Origin of the sequence: Streptomyces sp. NBC_00370 (assembly GCF_036084755.1) — a bacterium.
In the GTDB taxonomy this organism is placed as follows: Bacteria; Actinomycetota; Actinomycetes; order Streptomycetales; family Streptomycetaceae; genus Streptomyces.
The window spans coordinates 8,454,592-8,472,180 of record NZ_CP107968.1; the positions used below are offsets into that span (position 1 = coordinate 8,454,592).

17 protein-coding genes and 1 pseudogene are annotated in these 17,589 nt (G+C 66.6%); 6 read left to right on the forward strand and 12 right to left on the reverse strand.

Annotated features, from left to right (window positions below):
- Positions 1–69: 69 nt before the first annotated feature.
- Positions 70–1,809 carry a pyruvate dehydrogenase gene (locus tag OHS57_RS37000; protein ID WP_328584872.1) on the reverse strand — a complete coding sequence of 580 codons (1,740 nt, stop codon included), beginning with the start codon at positions 1,807–1,809 and terminating at the stop codon, positions 70–72.
- A gap of 157 nt (positions 1,810–1,966) precedes the next feature.
- Positions 1,967–2,956, reverse strand: a complete 990-nt coding sequence (locus tag OHS57_RS37005) for a pirin family protein (protein WP_328584873.1) — start codon at positions 2,954–2,956, stop codon at positions 1,967–1,969.
- Between the two features lie 122 nt (positions 2,957–3,078).
- On the opposite strand from OHS57_RS37005, the gene OHS57_RS37010 reads away from it, so the two are divergent.
- Positions 3,079–3,567, forward strand: a complete 489-nt coding sequence (locus OHS57_RS37010; RefSeq protein WP_328584874.1) for a carboxymuconolactone decarboxylase family protein — start codon at positions 3,079–3,081, stop codon at positions 3,565–3,567.
- Between the two features lie 249 nt (positions 3,568–3,816).
- Here OHS57_RS37010 and OHS57_RS37015 read toward each other — a convergent pair whose 3' ends face one another.
- The gene (locus OHS57_RS37015; protein ID WP_328584875.1) at positions 3,817–4,569 is read right to left on the reverse strand and encodes an SDR family NAD(P)-dependent oxidoreductase; all 753 of its coding nucleotides are present in this window, start codon (positions 4,567–4,569) and stop codon (positions 3,817–3,819) included.
- A 112-nt stretch (positions 4,570–4,681) separates the two neighbouring features.
- Here OHS57_RS37015 and OHS57_RS37020 point away from each other — a divergent pair, with 112 nt between their 5' ends.
- Positions 4,682–5,641 (forward strand): AraC family transcriptional regulator, encoded by a 960-nt coding sequence (locus tag OHS57_RS37020; RefSeq protein WP_328584876.1) that lies wholly within the window; start codon positions 4,682–4,684, stop codon positions 5,639–5,641.
- 131 nt (positions 5,642–5,772) lie between these two features.
- On the opposite strand, the gene OHS57_RS37025 is transcribed toward OHS57_RS37020, so the two are convergent.
- On the reverse strand, positions 5,773–6,672 hold the full coding sequence (locus OHS57_RS37025; protein WP_328584877.1) for an NmrA/HSCARG family protein: 900 nt from the start codon (positions 6,670–6,672) through the stop codon (positions 5,773–5,775).
- Positions 6,673–6,782: 110 nt separating this feature from the next.
- Between OHS57_RS37025 and OHS57_RS37030 the strand changes: the two genes are divergently transcribed.
- Positions 6,783–7,145 carry a MerR family transcriptional regulator gene (locus OHS57_RS37030; protein ID WP_328584878.1) on the forward strand — a complete coding sequence of 121 codons (363 nt, stop codon included), beginning with the start codon at positions 6,783–6,785 and terminating at the stop codon, positions 7,143–7,145.
- Positions 7,146–7,197: 52 nt separating this feature from the next.
- Here the strand turns inward: OHS57_RS37030 and OHS57_RS37035 are convergent, their stop codons facing one another.
- Positions 7,198–8,112 carry an alpha/beta hydrolase gene (locus OHS57_RS37035; RefSeq protein WP_328584879.1) on the reverse strand — a complete coding sequence of 305 codons (915 nt, stop codon included), beginning with the start codon at positions 8,110–8,112 and terminating at the stop codon, positions 7,198–7,200.
- A 42-nt stretch (positions 8,113–8,154) separates the two neighbouring features.
- Here OHS57_RS37035 and OHS57_RS37040 point away from each other — a divergent pair, with 42 nt between their 5' ends.
- A complete protein-coding gene (locus tag OHS57_RS37040; RefSeq protein ID WP_328584880.1) occupies positions 8,155–8,451 on the forward strand; it encodes a MarR family winged helix-turn-helix transcriptional regulator in 297 nt (98 codons plus the stop codon).
- A gap of 68 nt (positions 8,452–8,519) precedes the next feature.
- Here OHS57_RS37040 and OHS57_RS37045 read toward each other — a convergent pair whose 3' ends face one another.
- The 3 genes and pseudogenes from OHS57_RS37045 to OHS57_RS37055 form a co-directional block, all read right to left on the reverse strand.
- On the reverse strand, positions 8,520–9,440 hold the full coding sequence (locus OHS57_RS37045; protein WP_328584881.1) for an NADP-dependent oxidoreductase: 921 nt from the start codon (positions 9,438–9,440) through the stop codon (positions 8,520–8,522).
- Between the two features lie 53 nt (positions 9,441–9,493).
- Positions 9,494–9,887: pseudogene (locus tag OHS57_RS37050) on the reverse strand ((4Fe-4S)-binding protein).
- Between the two features lie 31 nt (positions 9,888–9,918).
- Positions 9,919–10,227, reverse strand: coding sequence for a GNAT family N-acetyltransferase (locus OHS57_RS37055; protein ID WP_328584883.1), 309 nt, complete (start codon positions 10,225–10,227; stop codon positions 9,919–9,921).
- 382 nt (positions 10,228–10,609) lie between these two features.
- Here OHS57_RS37055 and OHS57_RS37060 point away from each other — a divergent pair, with 382 nt between their 5' ends.
- Positions 10,610–11,413 (forward strand): nuclear transport factor 2 family protein, encoded by an 804-nt coding sequence (locus OHS57_RS37060; protein ID WP_328584884.1) that lies wholly within the window; start codon positions 10,610–10,612, stop codon positions 11,411–11,413.
- Between the two features lie 121 nt (positions 11,414–11,534).
- On the opposite strand, the gene OHS57_RS37065 is transcribed toward OHS57_RS37060, so the two are convergent.
- The 4 genes from OHS57_RS37065 to OHS57_RS37080 all read right to left on the reverse strand — a co-directional run bounded on the left by OHS57_RS37065 (position 11,535) and on the right by OHS57_RS37080 (position 15,329).
- Entirely contained in the window at positions 11,535–12,398 is an 864-nt protein-coding gene (locus OHS57_RS37065; protein WP_328584885.1) for a helix-turn-helix transcriptional regulator, read from the reverse strand.
- 192 nt (positions 12,399–12,590) lie between these two features.
- Entirely contained in the window at positions 12,591–13,784 is a 1,194-nt protein-coding gene (locus OHS57_RS37070; protein ID WP_328585251.1) for an amino acid ABC transporter substrate-binding protein, read from the reverse strand.
- A gap of 1 nt (position 13,785) precedes the next feature.
- Positions 13,786–14,442 carry a hydrolase gene (locus OHS57_RS37075; protein WP_328584886.1) on the reverse strand — a complete coding sequence of 219 codons (657 nt, stop codon included), beginning with the start codon at positions 14,440–14,442 and terminating at the stop codon, positions 13,786–13,788.
- Between the two features lie 257 nt (positions 14,443–14,699).
- Complete coding sequence (locus OHS57_RS37080) at positions 14,700–15,329, reverse strand: GNAT family N-acetyltransferase (protein ID WP_328584887.1); 630 nt, start codon at positions 15,327–15,329, stop codon at positions 14,700–14,702.
- 549 nt (positions 15,330–15,878) lie between these two features.
- On the opposite strand from OHS57_RS37080, the gene OHS57_RS37085 reads away from it, so the two are divergent.
- Positions 15,879–17,291, forward strand: coding sequence for an alpha/beta hydrolase (locus OHS57_RS37085; protein ID WP_328584888.1), 1,413 nt, complete (start codon positions 15,879–15,881; stop codon positions 17,289–17,291).
- The last annotated feature ends 298 nt before the right edge of the window (positions 17,292–17,589 follow it).

The following is a 17,589-nucleotide window of genomic DNA, read 5'->3' on the forward strand; positions in this document are numbered from 1 at the left end:
GTGCCGGGGGAGGGCGGGTAGCGACATGCCGGGATACGGAACTGGCCTTCACCGAGGAGAGCGACAACCTCAGAGGCGCGGAACATTACGCAGGTTGGAACGGGCCAAGTCGAGCATCTTGCCGACGCCCCCGTCGAGCACTGTCCGGCCTGCGGCGAAGGCGAATCCCTTGACCTGGGCGACCGAGATGTGCGGAGGGATCGACAGGGCGTTGGGGTCGGTCACCAGGTCGACCAGGAACGGTCCGTCATGGGCGAGCGCCCGCTTGAGTCCGTCAGCGACGTCACCGGGGTCCTCTATGCGGATCGCCTCGATGCCCGCGCCACGGGCTATCGCCGCATAGTCCACCGGCCCGTGGTCAGTCTCGTGCTCGGGCAGCCCCTCGACCAGCATCTCCAACTTCACCATGCCCAGGGAGGAGTTGTTGAAGACGATCGTCTTCACCGGCAGTTCGTGCAGCTTCACCGTGAGCAGCTCGCCCATGAGCATGCCCAGTCCGCCGTCACCCGACATCGAGATCACCTGGCGGCCCGGGTACGCGAACTGCGCGCCGATGGCGTGCGGCAGCGCGTTGGCCATCGTGCCGTGCAGGAACGAACCGATCACTCGGCGCTGCCCGTTGGGAGTCAGGTAGCGCGCCGCCCAGACGTTGGACATGCCTGTGTCCACTGTGAACACCGCGTCCTCAGAAGCGAGTTCGTCCAGTACCGAGGCCGCGTACTCCGGGTGAATCGGGGTGTGGCGCCCCACGTCGTGTGTATAGGCGGACACCACCGTCTCCAGGGACTTGGCGTGCTTGTGCAGCATCCGGTCAAGGTAGGTGCGGTCCCGTTTCGCCTCGACCAGGGGCAGCACTGCCCGCAGCGTCTCCCGGACGTCACCGTGGACCCCGAGTTCCAGAAGAGTGCGACGGCCGAGGCGGCCGGCGTCGTGGTCGATCTGTACGGTTCGCGCCTGTGGCAGGAAGTCGTTGTACGGGAAGTCGGTGCCGAGCAGGACGACCAGGTCGGCGTCGTGCATCGCGTCGAAGCAGGCGCCGTACCCCAGCAGCCCGCTCATGCCCACGTCGTAGGGGTTGTCGAACTGGATCCACTCCTTGCCCCGCAGAGTGTGCCCGACGGGAGCGGCAGCCTTCTCGGCGAGCGCCATCACCTCGGCGTGCGCGTCCCGTACCCCCGCGCCGCAGAACAGCATCACCTTCCGTGCCGCGTTCAGCTTGTCGGCCAGTCCCCGAATCTGTGTGTCCGGCGCGACGACCCGGCCGCGTTCAGTGACCAGGTCGCTGCTTCCCGTCGGGTGAGTCGCTTCACCGTGCGCGACATCGCCAGGAACCACCAGGACTGACACCGCGCTGTTGCCGAGGGCCCGCTGCATGGCGATCCGCAGGATCCGGGGCATCTGCGCGGGGGAGCTGATCATCTCGCAGTAGTCGCTGCATTCGGTGAACAGCCGTTCTGGGTGGGTCTCCTGGAAGAAGCCGGTGCCGATCTGGTGCGACGGTATGTGCGAGGCGAGTGCGAGTACGGGGGCACCGGAGCGGTGCGCGTCGTACAGTCCCTGGATCAGATGCGTGTTCCCGGGGCCACAGCTCCCGGCGCACACCGCGAGCTTGCCGGTCAGCTGCGCCTCGGCTGCTGCGGCGAAGGCGGCGGCCTCTTCGTTCCGTACGTGCACCCACTCGATGCCGTCGGTACGGCGCACCGCGTCGACGACTGAGTTCAGGCTGTCACCCACCACGCCGTAGATCCGCTCCACGCCTGCTTGGCGCAGGATGTCCACCATCTGCTGGGCCACAGTCAGATTCTGCATTTCCGGACGTCTCCCCTCGGGCCGCACACCTGGCCCATGTGACTTCGACGGTTCCAATATAGTTGATGCATCCACTTCGGATGGGTGGGCACCAAGAGGCCCCGTCGCTCGTCCGTCCGAACTCCAGGACGGCGGACCAGGAAGGTCGTTGGGGAGGTCAGCGGGGTGGCGGGTTCCGGCGCGGTGTGATGACGGAGTTCGGCAGGGCCGGTGCGGAAAGGCGGCCGCCGGGGAAGTCCTCGATGACGCCGAAACGCTCGGACGAGGCTTCCCAGTCCTCGCGGGCTTTCGCGATGTCTTCGTGACTTCGGCCGATGAAGTTCCACCACATGACGATCTCTTCGTCGAAGGGGGGACCTCCAAGGAGGAGGGTCCGCGCAGGGGCGTCCGTCTCGTTGGCCATCGTCAGGGTTTCCGTGCCGCGAGGAACGTAGCCGAGTTCAGTAGGCCGCAGCACAGTGTCGATCAGGCGAATGGGCCCGCTGTCCACAAGGAGGCCGTGCTCGAAAGCCTCGTCCACCGTGAGAGTCAGCGTCGCGTGCGGTTCGAGGACGATCTCGGCGCCGAGTAGCGGTGTGAAGGACCGGACCGGAGAGGTCCGGCCGACGAGTGAGCCCAGAAAGACCTTGATGCCGGCACCGTCCACCTCCACGGGTTCGGGCACGTAGTGCTGGAAATCCCGGGCGGTGCTGCGGTGTTCCTCAGGCAGCGCGACCCACAACTGGACGCCGTGGATGACAGTGCTGTTCGGGGTGGAGACCTCCGAGTGGGCGATGCCATGTCCGCCGGTCATGAGATTCATCTCGCCGGGCCGGATCAGGGCGTGGCTGCCGAGGGTGTCGCGATGCTCGATCTCCCCACTGAACAGCCAACTCACCGTCTGTAGTCCGGTGTGTGGATGTGGCGGCAGGTTCATGCCGGCTGACGCGGCGACCTGGTGGGGGCCGTAGTGGTCGGCGAAGCACCAGGCGCCGATGAGTGTGCGCTCCCGCTGAGGCAGCGTCCGCCGCACACGCATCGCACGCGGACCGCCGAGGGGAACCTCGCGCGCCGACAGGACATCGACCCGGGGGCTTCCGGTCGGTCGGTCACCTTCGACGAGGGCACCGCAGCGGACAGCGGCGGCATCTGTTTCCGCGTTGCTCACCGGGCACACCTCCGTCAGGATCTGGTTGAGACGTCAACTATGATGCCATGGAGGCAGGCCGATGGCCACAGCACCCGTACGAGACCGGGCCACCCCCGAGCGTGGTCCGAAGGAGCCCCGACGTGAACAACTACCTCCACGATGCCCCACCCCGTAGGGTCTTCATCGACAAACAGAGCCCCAAGGCTTTCCACGCGTTGGTGCAGGTCTCGGAGGCGGTCCGGGCAACAGCCTCCGAGGCCGGCCTCGACCGCACCACCGTGGAACTGATCAACCTCCGCATATCGCAAATCAACGGCTGCGCCTACTGCCTCGATGTGCACACCGCGGCGGCCCTGCGCGCCGGTGAATCATCGCGGCGACTCGGAATCCTCAGCGCCTGGCGGGACACCGGCCTGTTCACTGCCTCCGAGCGTGCCGCCCTCGCGCTGGCCGAGGCCACCACCGATCCGGCGAACGCCGCGTCCCAGACAGCCGCTTACGAGACCGCCCGGCAGGTTCTCACCGAAGACCAGATCTCAGCCGCGATCTGGGTGGCGGTCACCATCAACGCGTTCAATCGCGTGTCGATCATGAGCAAGCACCCGGTACTGCCGCTTCGCGGCGACTAGAGCGCATCTGCGCGTGAGTTCAACGGATGCCGGGGATCCCGCCGAGGGCGCATACGCGTTCGAGGACGCCGTCGTCGAGGCGTCGCTCAGAAGTGGCACGCATGGTCGTGCCGTTCGGGAGTGCGGTGGAACGGCGCTCCCGAACGACCTGTCTCTTGCCCGACCGCGATCGGTGCCCCGTGGCCGGGGCGCCACGAACACAACGCCATCGCGACAGGCCGGCCCCCGCACCAGCATGAACAAGCGCCACTAGATCTGGTTGGTGCCACCGTCGACGTAGATGTTCGCGCCGACGACGTAGCTGCTCTGTTCCGAGGCCAGGAAGGCCACGACCGCGGCGGCTTCCTCAGGCCGGCCCATGCGGCCCTTGGCCACGGTCGCTGCGACATTCTCCTTGACGGCCCGTGCGGTCTCCTCGTCGCCGAACGCGGCGATGCCGCCGGGAGTTTCGATCCAGGCCGGCGAGATCGCGTTGACCCGGATGCCGCGGCCCTTGAGCTCGTTGGACCACGTCCGGGCGAAGGAGCGAACGGCCGCCTTCGACGCCGCGTACGCGCCGAACGCCTCTACTCCTCGGTCGCCCGCCGTCGAACCGACCAGGACGATCGAGGCTCCGTCGTTGAGCAGTGGCAACGCCTTCTGCACGGTGAACAGCGTGCCTCGGACGTTGACCCCGAAGGTCTGGTCGAAATGCTCCTCGGTGGTCTGTTCCAGCGTCACGAACGAACCGATCGCCGCGTTCGCCACGAGCACGTCCAGACCCCTGCCCCGCGCCCGGACCGCCTCGTAGAGCCGGTCCAGGTCCTCCGGCTTCGCGATGTCGCCGACGACCGCGGTGGCCCGGTCCGTCCCGATGGTCTTGACGGCGGCCTCCAGCTTGGACTCCCGTCGGCCGGTGACGAACACGTACGCGCCCTCGTCCGCCAGCCGTACGGCAGCGGCCAGACCGATACCGGTGCTGCCTCCGGTGACCACCGACGTCTTGCCTTCCAGCTGTCCCATGGGGGTATCTCCATCACTCTCTCGATGCGGTGCCTTCGACATCGATACTGCGGGAGACCGGGGATACTATCCATGATGTAGAGTCCGGCATTCTTTATAGATCGTCCAGGAGGTGACGTCGGTGCTCGGCTTTCGCGATCCGGTGGCTGACGCGATCGGCCTGCTCCGGCCCCGCACCGTGATCGGGCCCACGCTCCGGGCCGGGGGAGAGTGGGCGCTGCGCTTCGACACGTTCCTGCACGTGCGGATCGGCGGGCTCGTACGCGGCACATGCTGGCTGATCCTCGAAGGGCACGATCCGGTACTCCTGCGGGAGGGTGACACCTTCATGCTGGGCAACCCGCCCCCTTACGTGCTGGCCAGCACGCTCGACGCGAGCCCACGCCCTGCGGAGCCCGTGTGGAGGGGTGCCGAGGGCGGGTCCGTGCGGATCGGTTCGGAGTCCGAGGAAGACCTCTACCTGTGCGTCGGGCACATCGCGTTCGACGACGCGAACGCGACCCTCCTGACCGATCTTCTGCCGCCGCTCGTGATCGTCCGCGCGGCCGATCCTCACGGCACGCAGCTCGCGCAGCTGATCGATCTCCTGGCCATCGAGGTCGGGATCGCCGCGGCCGGCGGCCCACTGGTGCAGAATCACCTCGCGCAGATCCTGCTCGTGCACATGCTGCGTGCCCACGCCGCTCAGACAGACCGGCCCACGGGCTGGCTGGGCGCACTGAACGAGGACGGTATCGGTACCGCCCTGCGTGCCGTGCACGCCGACGTGGCCCACTCCTGGAGCCTCAAGGAACTCGCCGAGCTCAGCCACATGTCGCGTTCCGCTTTCGCCCAGACCTTCAAGACCCACGTCGGGGTCCCGCCGCTGGAATACCTGATCCAATGGCGCATGAGCCTCGCGCGCGACGCCCTCGCCCGCGACACGATGTCGATCTCCGAGCTGGCACGCTCCACGGGCTACCGGTCCGAGAGCGCGTTCAGTACGGCGTTCAGCCGCGTGGTCGGCTCATCGCCCGCACAGTTCCGGAACGAGGCACGACAGCCACCGAGCCCGGCCACGAACAGAGAATGAAGGAGACATCCTGTGGTCTCGGCCGGCCTGGTAGGGACGGCGCTTACCAGGAGTGTCCTCGCGGCGGAGCAGTCCGGCGGCCAAGAGTGAGTCGTGGCCGCTCAGTTGCTTCATCAGCATGGGGCGATGCCTCAGTCCGTGGAACGCAACGCCTCATCGAGGAGCGCCGCGCCAGGGCCCGCCAGCCAGCGGTCGAAGGACAGTAGGAAGGGAAACTCCGCGCGCAGTGCGTCGAGGTTCGCGTTTCCCGCCAGCCTGCCGTCGTCCACGAGGGCTGCCAACTTGGCCAGGACCTCGTCCTGTGCCAGCAGCGTCGCCGGCAGGCGGCTGTAGGTGATCGTCCGGCCGGCAGCCTGGGTCAGATGCTCGGCGAGGGCATTGCCGGTGAGAGCGTCACCGGCGATCTCCACGGTGCGGCCGGCGTAGCGATCGGGCGAGCCGAAGACAGCGGCGACGATGCGGCCGATGTCGCGTACCGCGATGAACTGCATGGCCTGGTCGGGACGCATCAGGAAGGACAGGTGACCCCCGTCGAGGCCCATTTCGGGGGTCACCAGGAGCTCCATGAACGTGGCCGGCCGAATGACGGTGCTGGCGATGTCCAGCTTCCGGACATGGGTCTCGATCCGGTTCTTGGTGTCGAGATGGTCGACGCCTGTTGTCGAGCCCGCAGTGACCGCGGAGCTGTAGACCAGGTGAGCGATGCCGGAGCGCTCGGCGATGTCGGCCACCGCCGTGCCGAAACGGACCTCGTCCTCGTTGGTCACGTCCGCACCGGCCTGCCCCGAGTTCGGCTGGACGCTGAAGACGCCATGGGCACCGGAGAAGGCCGCCCTGAGTGACTCCGGATCGCCGAGGTCACCGCGGACGGTTTCGACGCCGGCGGCGGAGAGGGACCGGGCCCCGTGGTTGGACACGTCCCGCACGACCGCGCGCACGTTCCAGCCGTCGGCCCGCAGCGCCGCGGCGACCGATCCTCCCTGCTGCCCTGTGGCGCCAAGGACGACGACTGTCTTGTCGATGGTGGTCATAGGAGTGCTCCAGAGTGCGGAAGGGATGGCTCGCGCCGGTGTCCGCTACGCTAAAACCTGACGCGGACGTCAGGTGCAAGTCGGACGTCGAATGGAGTCAGGAGGCCGGGATGCGGATCGGGGAAGTCGCCGCTCAGGCGGGTGTCAGTGTCCGGGCGCTGCGCTACTACGAGCAGCAGGACTTGCTGCACTCCACTCGGAATTCCGGTGGCCAGCGCCAGTATCTGGCCGGTGCCGTCGAACGGGTCAGGCTGATCCAACAGCTCTACGCCGTGGGTTTGCCCAGCAGAACCGTCCGCGAGGTGCTGCCGTTCGCCGACTCGCGTGAGGCGTCACCGGAACTGCTGAAGTTGCTCGCGGCCGAACGCGACCGCCTCGACCGGCAGATGACAGACCTGCAAGACGTACGCAACCGGCTCCACGAGTGCCTCACCGAGGCGCACAGCCATGACGGAACACGCAGCTCATCCTGAAGCAGGGGGGCGTCGGCCTGACTGGGCGAGTGAGGTTCGCCGGTCTGGATGCCTACAGGTTGTTGACGTAGAAGTCGGCGAGCCGTTCGACGGCGGCGTCGACGTATTCGGGCTCGTCGTACATCTCGTAGTGGCCGGCGCCTTCTATCACCATGAGGTCGACCGGGTTGGGGGCCAGTTTCCACAGCTTCATGCCCGCCTCGTACTGGCCGGTGTTGCCGATGCGGCCGGCGAGGATGACCTGCAGTGGCTGCGTCATGAGCTGGTCGACCAGGTGGAACGCGTCGTAGCCCAGCAGGAGAGAGTCGCTGCGCGACAGGCGGCGGTTGGTGGAGCTCTCGTGGCCGCCCCGCTCGGTGCGGTAGTAGGTGATGGCCTGGGTGGTGTCGATGTCGGTCATTCCGGCTGCCGCGGCGTCCTCCAGGGTGTCGGGCAGCCAGTTCACACGGGCCATCTCGCCGGAACGGGCCTCTTCGATACGTGCGTCGGCAAGGGCGTCGAGTGCGGCGGCCGGGCCGTCGGACTGGAAGCTGCGGAACGAGGTGCCCATGTCGCCGGCAACGACGGTTCCGACCGCCTTGATGCGGTGGTCCGTGCGGGCGGTGTGCACGGCGTAGCCGCCGCCGGCGCAGATGCCGAGGACTCCGATGCGCTGCGGGTCGATGCGGGGGATCGTGGTCAGCGCATCGAGGGCGTAGGAGATGTCCTCACCGCGGCGGTAGGGGTCTTCGAGGTCGCGGGGCTCTCCTCCGCTCCGCCCTTGGTGGGCGGGATCGAAGACGAGCGCCGCGATGCCGTGGGCAGCGAGGCGCGACGCGTAGTTGGCGCCGATCTGCTCCTTCACGCTGCTGCCGGGCGTGGAGAGCACCACGGCGCGCAGCGGCGCGATGCTGTCGGCACTGTCGGGGAGGTAGAGGTCGGCCGCGAGCTCGATCGGTCCGCGCGGGATCGTGATGTGCTGAAGCATGAACAGCGCCCTTCGTGAGATCGTTGTTCCATAGCTGTGGAGATGAAGGAGTTCTTCGTCCTGGCGGAGGTGACCGCGTCGCCGTACCCGGCCGAGATCGCGGCGGCACTGCTGCTGCCCAAAGCGAGCGTGACGCTCTACGTCCGCAACCTCGTAGCCAAGGGACTCATCCGGCGCGAGATCGACGACGCGGACCTCCGGCGTCACCGCCTCGCCCTAACTCCCGCCGGCGAGCAGGCACGAGACCGTGCGCTGGCGGCCCTGGCGGCGGAGTACGACCGCAGGCTGGCGAGGATCACCCCGCAGGACCGCACCGAGCTGCAACGCATCCTTCAGTAAATGCTCTCGCCCGCTCCGCACCCGTCGTAGGGCTGTGACGCCCGCTGATCGCGCGAAAGGCCGTGACCCTACGCCGGGAGTACGACGAGCTTGCCGCTCAGGTGCCCGGACTGGCTGACTGCCAGTGCCGCCGCAACCTCGTCGAGGCGGTAGGTACCCGCGATAGGCATCCGCAGCCGTCCCGCCTCGATCAGAGCGAGGATCTCACCGAGCGCTTCGGGACCCCCCGCTCCCGGCTCGGTCAGGTGAATCTGGATTCCGGTGCTCGCGGCGTCGAAGGCTACGAGTGAGAGGACGCGCGCCGGACCGCCGGCCAGTTCGATCGAGTCCGGGATCTCACCGCGCCCGGAGGTGTCGAGGACCGCGTCGACTCCGTGGGGGGAGATGGCTCGTACGCGGTCGACCAGGCCCTTGCCGTAGGTGACCGGTTCCGCCCCGAAGGAGCGGAGCTGCTCATGGTTGCCTTCGCTCGCGGTGCCGATGACACGTGCACCGCGGGCGACGGCCAGCTGTACCGCGAACGTGCCCACGCCACCCGCTGCGCCATGGACCAGCAGAGTCTCACCCCTTGCGATCTTCAGTTTGTTGAGCACCTCCCAGGCGGTGATGCCCGTACCGGCCAGAGTCGCGGCAACCTCCCACGGGACGGAGGCCGGCTTGGCGACCAGGGCGGCGGGGTCGGCAAGCGCCGACTGGGCGTAGGAGGGTGTGATCGACGCCCCCAGTACCTCGTCACCGACACTGAAGGCGGTCACGCCCTCGCCGACTTGGTCGACCACACCGGCTACGTCGGAGCCGAGGCCGCCCGGGAGGTCCACGGGCATCACCTGACGCATGAAGCCGTGCAGGATCTTCCAGTCGATCGGATTGACACCTGCGGCGCGCACGGCGAGCCGTACCTGCCCAGGGCCGGCGGTGAGCGGCGGAACATCGACGACGCGCAGCACATCAGGGGTGCCGTATTCGGAGAACTGCACTGCAAGGGACATTTGCTCGGCTCCAAGATCTTGGGTGTCACATGCGGGAAGAGGGCGCGGCCGTGTCACTGATCGCAGGACCCCGCGTGGTCGCAGTACGGCTGGCGACGGGTGTGCCGGCAGCCGCGCAGCGTGCCCCGGGTTTCGGCGCGTGCGCCTTGCGGTGTTTCCGCAAGCGCGCACTGTGCACGGTCAGCTGCGCGGTGGCGCTGCGTCTGACGGGGTTTGCGTCCCGCCCTCTACGAGTTCGTACTGGAGGGCGCCCGAGGGGCAGCGCCGAACCACCTCCGCCACGCGCTCGGCCGGTGCCTTGTCCGGTTGGATCCATGGGCGCTTTGCCGTGTCGAACACCTCGGGCAGGCCATGGACGCATTCGGCGGCGTGGCGGCAGCGCCCGGCCTCGAAGGTCACCGTGATCGCCTCCGTCCGGTATGCCTTCCGCTCGGATTCCCCGCTCATGCCTGTCTCCGTTCTTGCCGTGCTCGGCTTCTCAGTCACTGACCTTGCTTCGGGACTGGTACAGCAGGTCCTGGTACTCGGGGTGCCGGCTGATCCAGCCCGCGAAGAAGGGACAGGTGGCCAGCACCCGGAGGTTCGCTTCGCGTGCCTCGTCAAGGGCCGTGCGGGCCAGTGCGGACCCGACGCCCTTGCCCTCGTACTCCGGCTCGACCTCGGTGTGTACGAACGCGATGAGTTCCGTCGTGCGGATGTATTGCGCGACGCCCGCCACCTTGGACTCTCCATCGACACGGGCCTCGTAGCGCTTGGCTTCGGGGACGTCGCTCACTTCGACCGTCATGTGTGCTCCTTGTGGGGTCTGATCCCGCTCAACTCGGCAGAATCCCGTCAGTCAGGACATCAGCGTAACCCCACTAGGTTGATGTATCAACTTAACCCTCGATGCGGGTGTCGGCAGCCGACAGCGAGCAAGGAGTTGCGACAACGATTCGTCCTCCGGCATCTCGCCGCACGTCTCCCACTGTCAGAGCCCGACTCGCGGCCGTGCGGGTAGGAGCGCCACTCCTACCCGACGCGCACCCCTTCCGGGCCAAGCTGGGGGACCGCCGTCCCGTTGGCCAGGACGACATCCTTGCCTGCGGTGAGGCGGAGAAGAGAGAACGGGGTTCAACGGCGGTCGTTTCGCTGTTGCCTTGACGTCAGTAAGAAAGAGAGTCCTTGCTATGCCCGAGCGTGTCCTTGAGGCGTTGCGCGACGCCATCAACTCGCATGATCCGAAGCAGGTGGCGGCATGCTTCACCGACGACTACGCGATGGAGCGCCCACTGCGGCCGCATGAGGCTTGGGTGGGCAACGACAAGGTCCTGCAGATGTGGACAGGCATGTTCGCCCGACTGCCCGACGTGCGTGCCGAGATCCTGCGCAGTGCTCGCGACGGCGAGGAGATCTGGTCGGAGTGGGAGATGCGCGGCACCAACCCGGCGAACGAGCCCACCCTGTTGCGCGGTCCTGCCATCGTCATGGAACGGGACGGACTCATCAACTGGGCCCGGTTCTACCTCGATCCGGTCACCCATGCCGGCAGGACCAGCATCACCGTGTCCGAGGTGGTGGACGCCGGTGCGGACGTTGTGTTCGAGTTGCTCACCGATCCGTCGCGGCATCGCGAGATCGATGCCAGTGGCACCATCCGTGGTCCTGAGTCCGAATCAGTTATCACCGGCGTCGGCGACGTGTTCGTCATGGGGATGCACAACGACATGTTCGGCGACTACACCACGGAGAACCACGTCGTGGTCTACGAACCCGGGCGGGCCGTCGGCTGGGCGCCCGGTCAGTCTGGTGACAGGCCGCTCGGGCAGCGTTTCGTGTGGCGTCTGGAGCCTCTGGGCGACAACCGTACGCAGGTCACGCAGACCTACGACTGGTCGGCGGTCACCCACGCGCCGGCTGTCGCGCACCTTCCGGTGCGTACCGAGGACGAACTCATCGGGTCGATTCGCCTCATCGGTCCCGCACTCGCTTGACGGTACGCATACCTTCAGGCCGCAGGTCAGGTTTGTCGGCGTGGGGTGCTCAGCGGTTGGGGCGGAACGCTCCGCCGCTGCGCTCTCTCGCCCGATGTCAGCCGAGCGCCCCCTCGCGAAGTCACGCGAGCTTCGCCACGGCTTCCGCCGCCGGCGCGTCGACCGGAGGAAAGATCAGCACGACGTTGTCCTCAGCTCCGGGAATATTCAAGATCTGCTGCGTCAGACGGATTTCGCCCACTCTCGGGTGCCGGACGGGCATCGACATCGCGAAATTCCGTCCCACCGTGTGGTCGGCCCACAGCCGAGAGAAGTCCTCACTCTCACGCGTCAACCGCTCGGCAAGGTCAGCCATCTTGACGTAGTGATCGACGAACATGCGCAGGCAGTTGACGGCCTTGACTGCCATCCCGTCCCAGTCCAGAAAGAAGTCCTTCGCCGCCGGCGAGCCGAAGACCATGTGCACGAGGTTGTCGCGTGGGTGCAAGGGCTCGAAGAGGGCGTCGGCCTGCTTGTTCGACGACACGATGTCCGTCGCGCTGGACAGCAGGGCCGGTACGTGGAGAGAGTCCAGCATGTGCTGGGTCTGCGCGAGGTGAGGGGGCGTTGCCGGGCACTGCTCCGGCTCGGCGAGCGACGCGAGTCGCAGCAGATGCTGAACCTCTTCGTCCTTCAGCGCAAGAGCCTGCCCGATCCCGACAGTGACCTTGTGCGAGGGGTGGCGCTCCCGTCCTTGCTCAAGTCTCGTGTAGTAGTCGGTGCTGATACCGGCAAGCACCGCGACTTCGTCCCTGCGCAGACCGGGCACCTGCCGGTGCCCGCCACCGGCCAGCTCGTGCTGCTCAGGTAGGACTCGGGAGCGTCGGACGCTCAGATACTCGGCCAATGGTCCCTTGCCCGGGTGCGATGTCCGCGGTGTCACAACCCATCCCGTGATCGTCGCTGCATCAGCAATCACATACGTGCGATTGTTGTGTGCGGTCATTTGTAGCAACTTCTGTTGCCCACCTGCACGCTACGCTCCGACGTGCGACGGCCAACGGCGAGACCACCCCCGGCGTCCGGAGACGTCGAGGACCACGTCGACTGCCCTCAGAAGATGGCCTGCCCTCGGGCCGACGAACGGGCCACCGGAACCTACGGCGGCCCGTTCTCTCAAGGCTGCGATTCGCCTCCCTCACTCGGGGGTGAGAGCTTCCGCGTACGGGAAGATGAGCTCGCCGGAAGAAGATTCCGGTGGGGATACGACGATCTGCCTCGACCCGTTCCGGAATTGACCGACCTCATGGTCGGAAATTCCCTGGAACTGGACCTGCAGCACCCGCGGTTGCGACCACTCTCCCTTGGTCCCGAACCTGACATCGCCCATGACGGTCGGGAACGTCGCCCCGCGCGCGTAGGCCGAGAGGCTCGCGTCGTCAAGACCGCCTGTCGCTTCAACGGCTTGGGCGACCACCTGCATCTGCGCATAGGCGAGTGGTGCCATGTAGTGCCCCAGGAGGTCGACACTGGCTTCGGCGGCCTGTTCCTGATAGGTGATCAGCAGGTCCTGAACGCCCGGGAACATCATCTTCGGCACCGGTGCCCAGTACTCGTAGTTCACGAAACCGTTGAGCAGTGGGCCCAGCTTCGTTCTCACCGCGGTGTTCTGCGGTCCGATCATGGCACCGCCGACCATCTTCGGCCGGAAGTGATGGGAACGGATGGTGCGCGCCAGGCCAACCGAGTCGTCCAAGTAGGAACACAGGAACAACAGGTCGCTGCCTCTCTGGGCGACCGCATCGATCACGGGAGTAAAATCCTCGGTCGACAGCGGATACGTGGCTTCGTGGACCACCTGTATGCCGTATTTCTCAGCGTTCACCTTGGCGCCGAGAACGGGATTGCGCGAGAACTCGGCGTCGGCAGACACGAGCGCCACGGTCTGTGGCCGGGGAGTCTGCTCCGCGGCGAGCGCGAAGAACCCCTCCGTGAGCGCGGTGTTCGGATCCGGGCCGGTGGGGATCATGGCGAAGTAGTTCGGATAGCGGAGCTCGTTGTTGACACCGAGGCCCATCAGTCCGACGAAGAATCGCTCGCGTTCGACCATCAACGGCATGGCCGGCAGTAGGGTGTTGGTGCCGTATCCACCGATGACGAGATCCACGTCGTGCTCGTCCATCAACCGCTCGTAGATCCCTGGAACGTTGTCGGCGTCACCTTGGTCGTCGTACCGGACGAACTCGACAGGACGGCCGAGAAGTCCACCTCGGCTGTTGACGTCCTGGCGCCAGATTTCATGGGCCGTACGGGCCGACCGGCTGTTGTCCGCGAGGGAACCGGTCAAGGACAGGCAGTACCCGATACGGATCGGCTTCCGGGCGGCGGCGATGTCAGGCCTCGCTCACGGTGTGCGTTGCCAGGAGTTGCATCTCCCAGGTGAAGGCCACACCGCTGCCACCGCCATGCTGCGCCTGGACGTCGGCGACACCCGGCACGGTCTTCTGGCGGGCCCAGTCGCGCTGCCACTCGCCCAGCACTGCCATCCAGGTGATCGGGGCCACACCGGCCTGGACCATGCGCTGCACCGCCATGTCGTGGGCTTCCTTCGTGGCGCCGCCCGACGCGTCGGTGACGGCGAAGACCTCGAAGCCTTCGTCGGCCGCCTGTATCGCGGGCATGGCCACACAGATCTCCGTCCAGAGGCCGGCGATGATCAGCTTCTTGCGGCCGGTCGCCTTGACGGCGTTCACGACGCGCTCGTCCTGCCAGGTGTTGATGAAGGTTCTGTTGATCGGCTTCTGCTCCGGGAACACGTCCTGGAGGCCCTGGAGGAGAAGGCCGCCGCGGTCCTCCAGAACGGTCGTCAGTATGGTCGGGACGTCGAACACCTTGGCGGCTTTGGCGAGCCCGACGACGTTGTTGATGACCATCGTCGGCTCGTGGCTGTGCAGGTTGGCGAACTGGAACGGCTGGTGGTCGATGAGGACGAGCACGCTCTCCTCGGGCGTCAGCAGCGCGCCGAGTCCGGCCTTGTTCCCAGTACTCAAGAGATTGCCCTTCTGGAATTTTGCGTCCGCAGGTCTCCGGCAGTGCGCCGACATCTCATGCCCCATACAGGCAGATACGGGCTGGCCGGGCCGGGACCCTCAACCATGTGGTTGACGCGTCACCTACATTAGATGCCGCCGATTGGCGCGTCAACCAACGTTGTTCTCTTGGGCGTTCAGGGCGAACTTCACGCGGAGGTTCCCGGCCGACGGCCTCGTGATCGTGCCCCTGGGAGGGGCGTGGCGTGCTGCCGCGCCTATGAGGGAGCCGTGATCACCGTCAGATATTCTTCGGTGCGGAAGCCGGCCGATTCGTACACGGGCTCGCCTGTTTCACTTGCGTAGAGGTAGGCAGTGGTGGCGTCGGCGCGAAAGCCCGCACGCACCATCTCCGTCGTGATGGCCAGTCCGTAGCCGCGCCGCCGGTAGGGCGGGAGCGTGGTGATGTTGAAGATGCCCGTCAGATCGTTGGAGATGGCAGTCATGCCTGTTCCTACTGGTACACCGTCCAGCTCTGCCAGATAGAACTCCACCCCTTCTATCCTTGCCAGAGCCGGTTCGGCCAAGACGTGGAACATCTCATGTGGCGTCTCAAAGCCCTCTGCGACGGTCCTGGCGTACAGATCGAGCTCGTCGGCCGCCACGGCCCGAACGCGGAAGGAGTCAATCGAGGGCTCCGCCGGAAGTCCCTGCTCGGGCCGTCTCAGCATGAGGGGACTCGGGTTGAATTGGGTCAGGCCGTAGCTTGCCGCCACCTTGGTGACGAGTTGTCCAGGCACCCCACGGACCTGAATTCCCCAGGGAAGCTCCCACGGGCTCTCAGAGGCCGCCAGCGAAGCTATCTCCTGCGGGTTGGGAGCGAGGGCGGGGCTGATGATGCCGTTCATCGAGGCAATAGGCGCTCCTGATATTGCGAGCAAGGCCCCCTCCGGTCCTCGTCGGGTGCGTCCTGTGGTGGCGGCGCTCATCGCCTCGCTCGCGGCTGCGTACGCGGATACGACGCGATGCAGGGAGTCATTTGTCTGATTCACGGGGCACGTCCTTCAGGCTGTTCCGGTAGATGGGTCGGGGCGGCGCGTCCCCCGGCAGGCCCCGGCGCGGTGAGTGGTCGTCCAGTTGACGCATCAACCGCGAATGTTAATGTAGGTGATACGTCAACTGCTTATCGGGCGGGTCGTCTGCCGTGCTCCGTCGAACATCGTCGTGGCTCCTTGGAGACCCGCGACCGGCAGTGACCCTCAAGCAACCCACCCGGAGGCGATGATTCAGTGTCGGAACGACCAGAAGACCCAGAGGGCAGGAGCGGGTCGCCGACTGCTGACACGGGCCACCCGTCGAGCGCACCTTCGCATCCTCGTGTCCATCGGGGACGGAAACGGCCGCACAGGAAGGCCCTGGCCTTCACTCTCGCCATCGCCGCGGTCGCGGTGACCGCGATGGCAGGCGCTTTCGCGGCGACGGGCGACACGCCTGAGGACACAACGGCATCCCTGAAGTGGGGCTCGTGCCCGAAGGGAGCCGCCGCGCCGCGTCTGGAGTGTGCAACCCTGCAAGTCCCTCTGGACTACGGCAAGCCCGACGGCCGCCAGATCGAGATCGCGGTCTCCCGACTGGCCAGTGACAAACCCGAAAAGCGCCGTGGGGTGTTGTTCACCAATCCGGGAGGCCCCGGCGCGGAAGGGCTCATCTATCCCGCCGCTCTCGCAGCCTTGGGAATGCCCAAGGACGTGGTCGACTCCTACGACTTGATCGGCTTCGATCCCCGGGGCGCGGGTCACAGCTCGCCGGTGAGCTGCGATCTGACTCCGCAGCAGCAGGAGCGGGGCGCGTTTCCGGCGTACGCCCACGCGTCCGCGGACGTCACCCGGGAGGCGAAGTACGCGCGTACGATCGCTCAGCAGTGCGCCGGCTCGGACAGCGCGTGGATGTTGCCGCACACCACCACGGCGAACACGGCGCGGGACATGGACCGGATCAGGGCGGCACTGGGCGAGAGCAAGATCTCCTACCTCGGGGCTTCGTACGGCACCTCGCTCGGCGCGGTGTACGCGACACTCTTCCCGCCCCACGGTGACCGGATCGTACTTGACAGCAGCTTGGGGCCCCGAGGCTACGACGTCGGCGCCTTTCGGCTCGTCGCCGGGGGAATGGAAGAGCGTTTCCCGGAATTCGCGGCCTTCGTGGCCGGGCATCCCGAATACGGGCTGGGTACCACGCCTCGGCAGGTGACCGCCAAGTTCTTCGAACTCGCCAAGCGACTGGACGAGAAGCCGGTCGGTGGTGTCGACGGTTCGATGTTCCGCGGCAGGACACTCGACGGCCTCTACGCCGACTCGCTCATGCCGGACGTCGCGAAGACCTGGCAGTCACTCGACAAGGGCGAACCGATACCACCGGCCGCGCCGGCGAACGCGGCAACCTCCATGGCAGCCCGCCTCTATGTCATCTGCGCGGACACACGTTGGCCCACGAAAATCGGAGAGTACCAGCGTGACGTGGCAGTGGACCGGCTGCTGTATCCGAAGCTGGGTGGCTCCACGGCGAACGTCGGGCCCTGCGCCTTCTGGCCGCACAAGGACTTCGAACAGCCGGTGAAGGTCGGCAGCCGCGGGCCCTCGAACATCCTCCTCGTGCAGAACGAGCGTGATCCTGGAACCCCGCTGGTCGGCGCCAAGAAGCTGCGTTGGGCGCTGGGCCAGCGGGCCACGATGGTGACCGCGGACGAGGGCGGCCACGGTGTCTACCCGTTCGGCCGCAACACGTGCGCGAACAATGCCGTCACCATCTTCCTGACCACCGGAGGGCGCCCCGCTCACGACAAGACCTGCGCTACTGAGCCGGTCACATAGCGGACACACGTCAGTGACGTCGCCGCCGTACAGACCTGGCCGCACGGGAGCTGGGTCCGTACGGCGTGCGCCCGTTGAGCCGGGTCGACACCCATGCCGGGCTGGCTGCCGGAGTTGCGACGACCAATTTCCGCTATTCCCAGCCATTCCTGTGAAATGAAACTGGATCGCATTGCAACCCACGACGGTAGAAAAACCTTATGTACGGCCGCTTTTTCTGCCGCCGCCCTCCGGCACCGTTGCTTCCGCCATAGTGTCGCGTCTGCCCTCCGACGTGCAGCCCTATATGAGACTCATG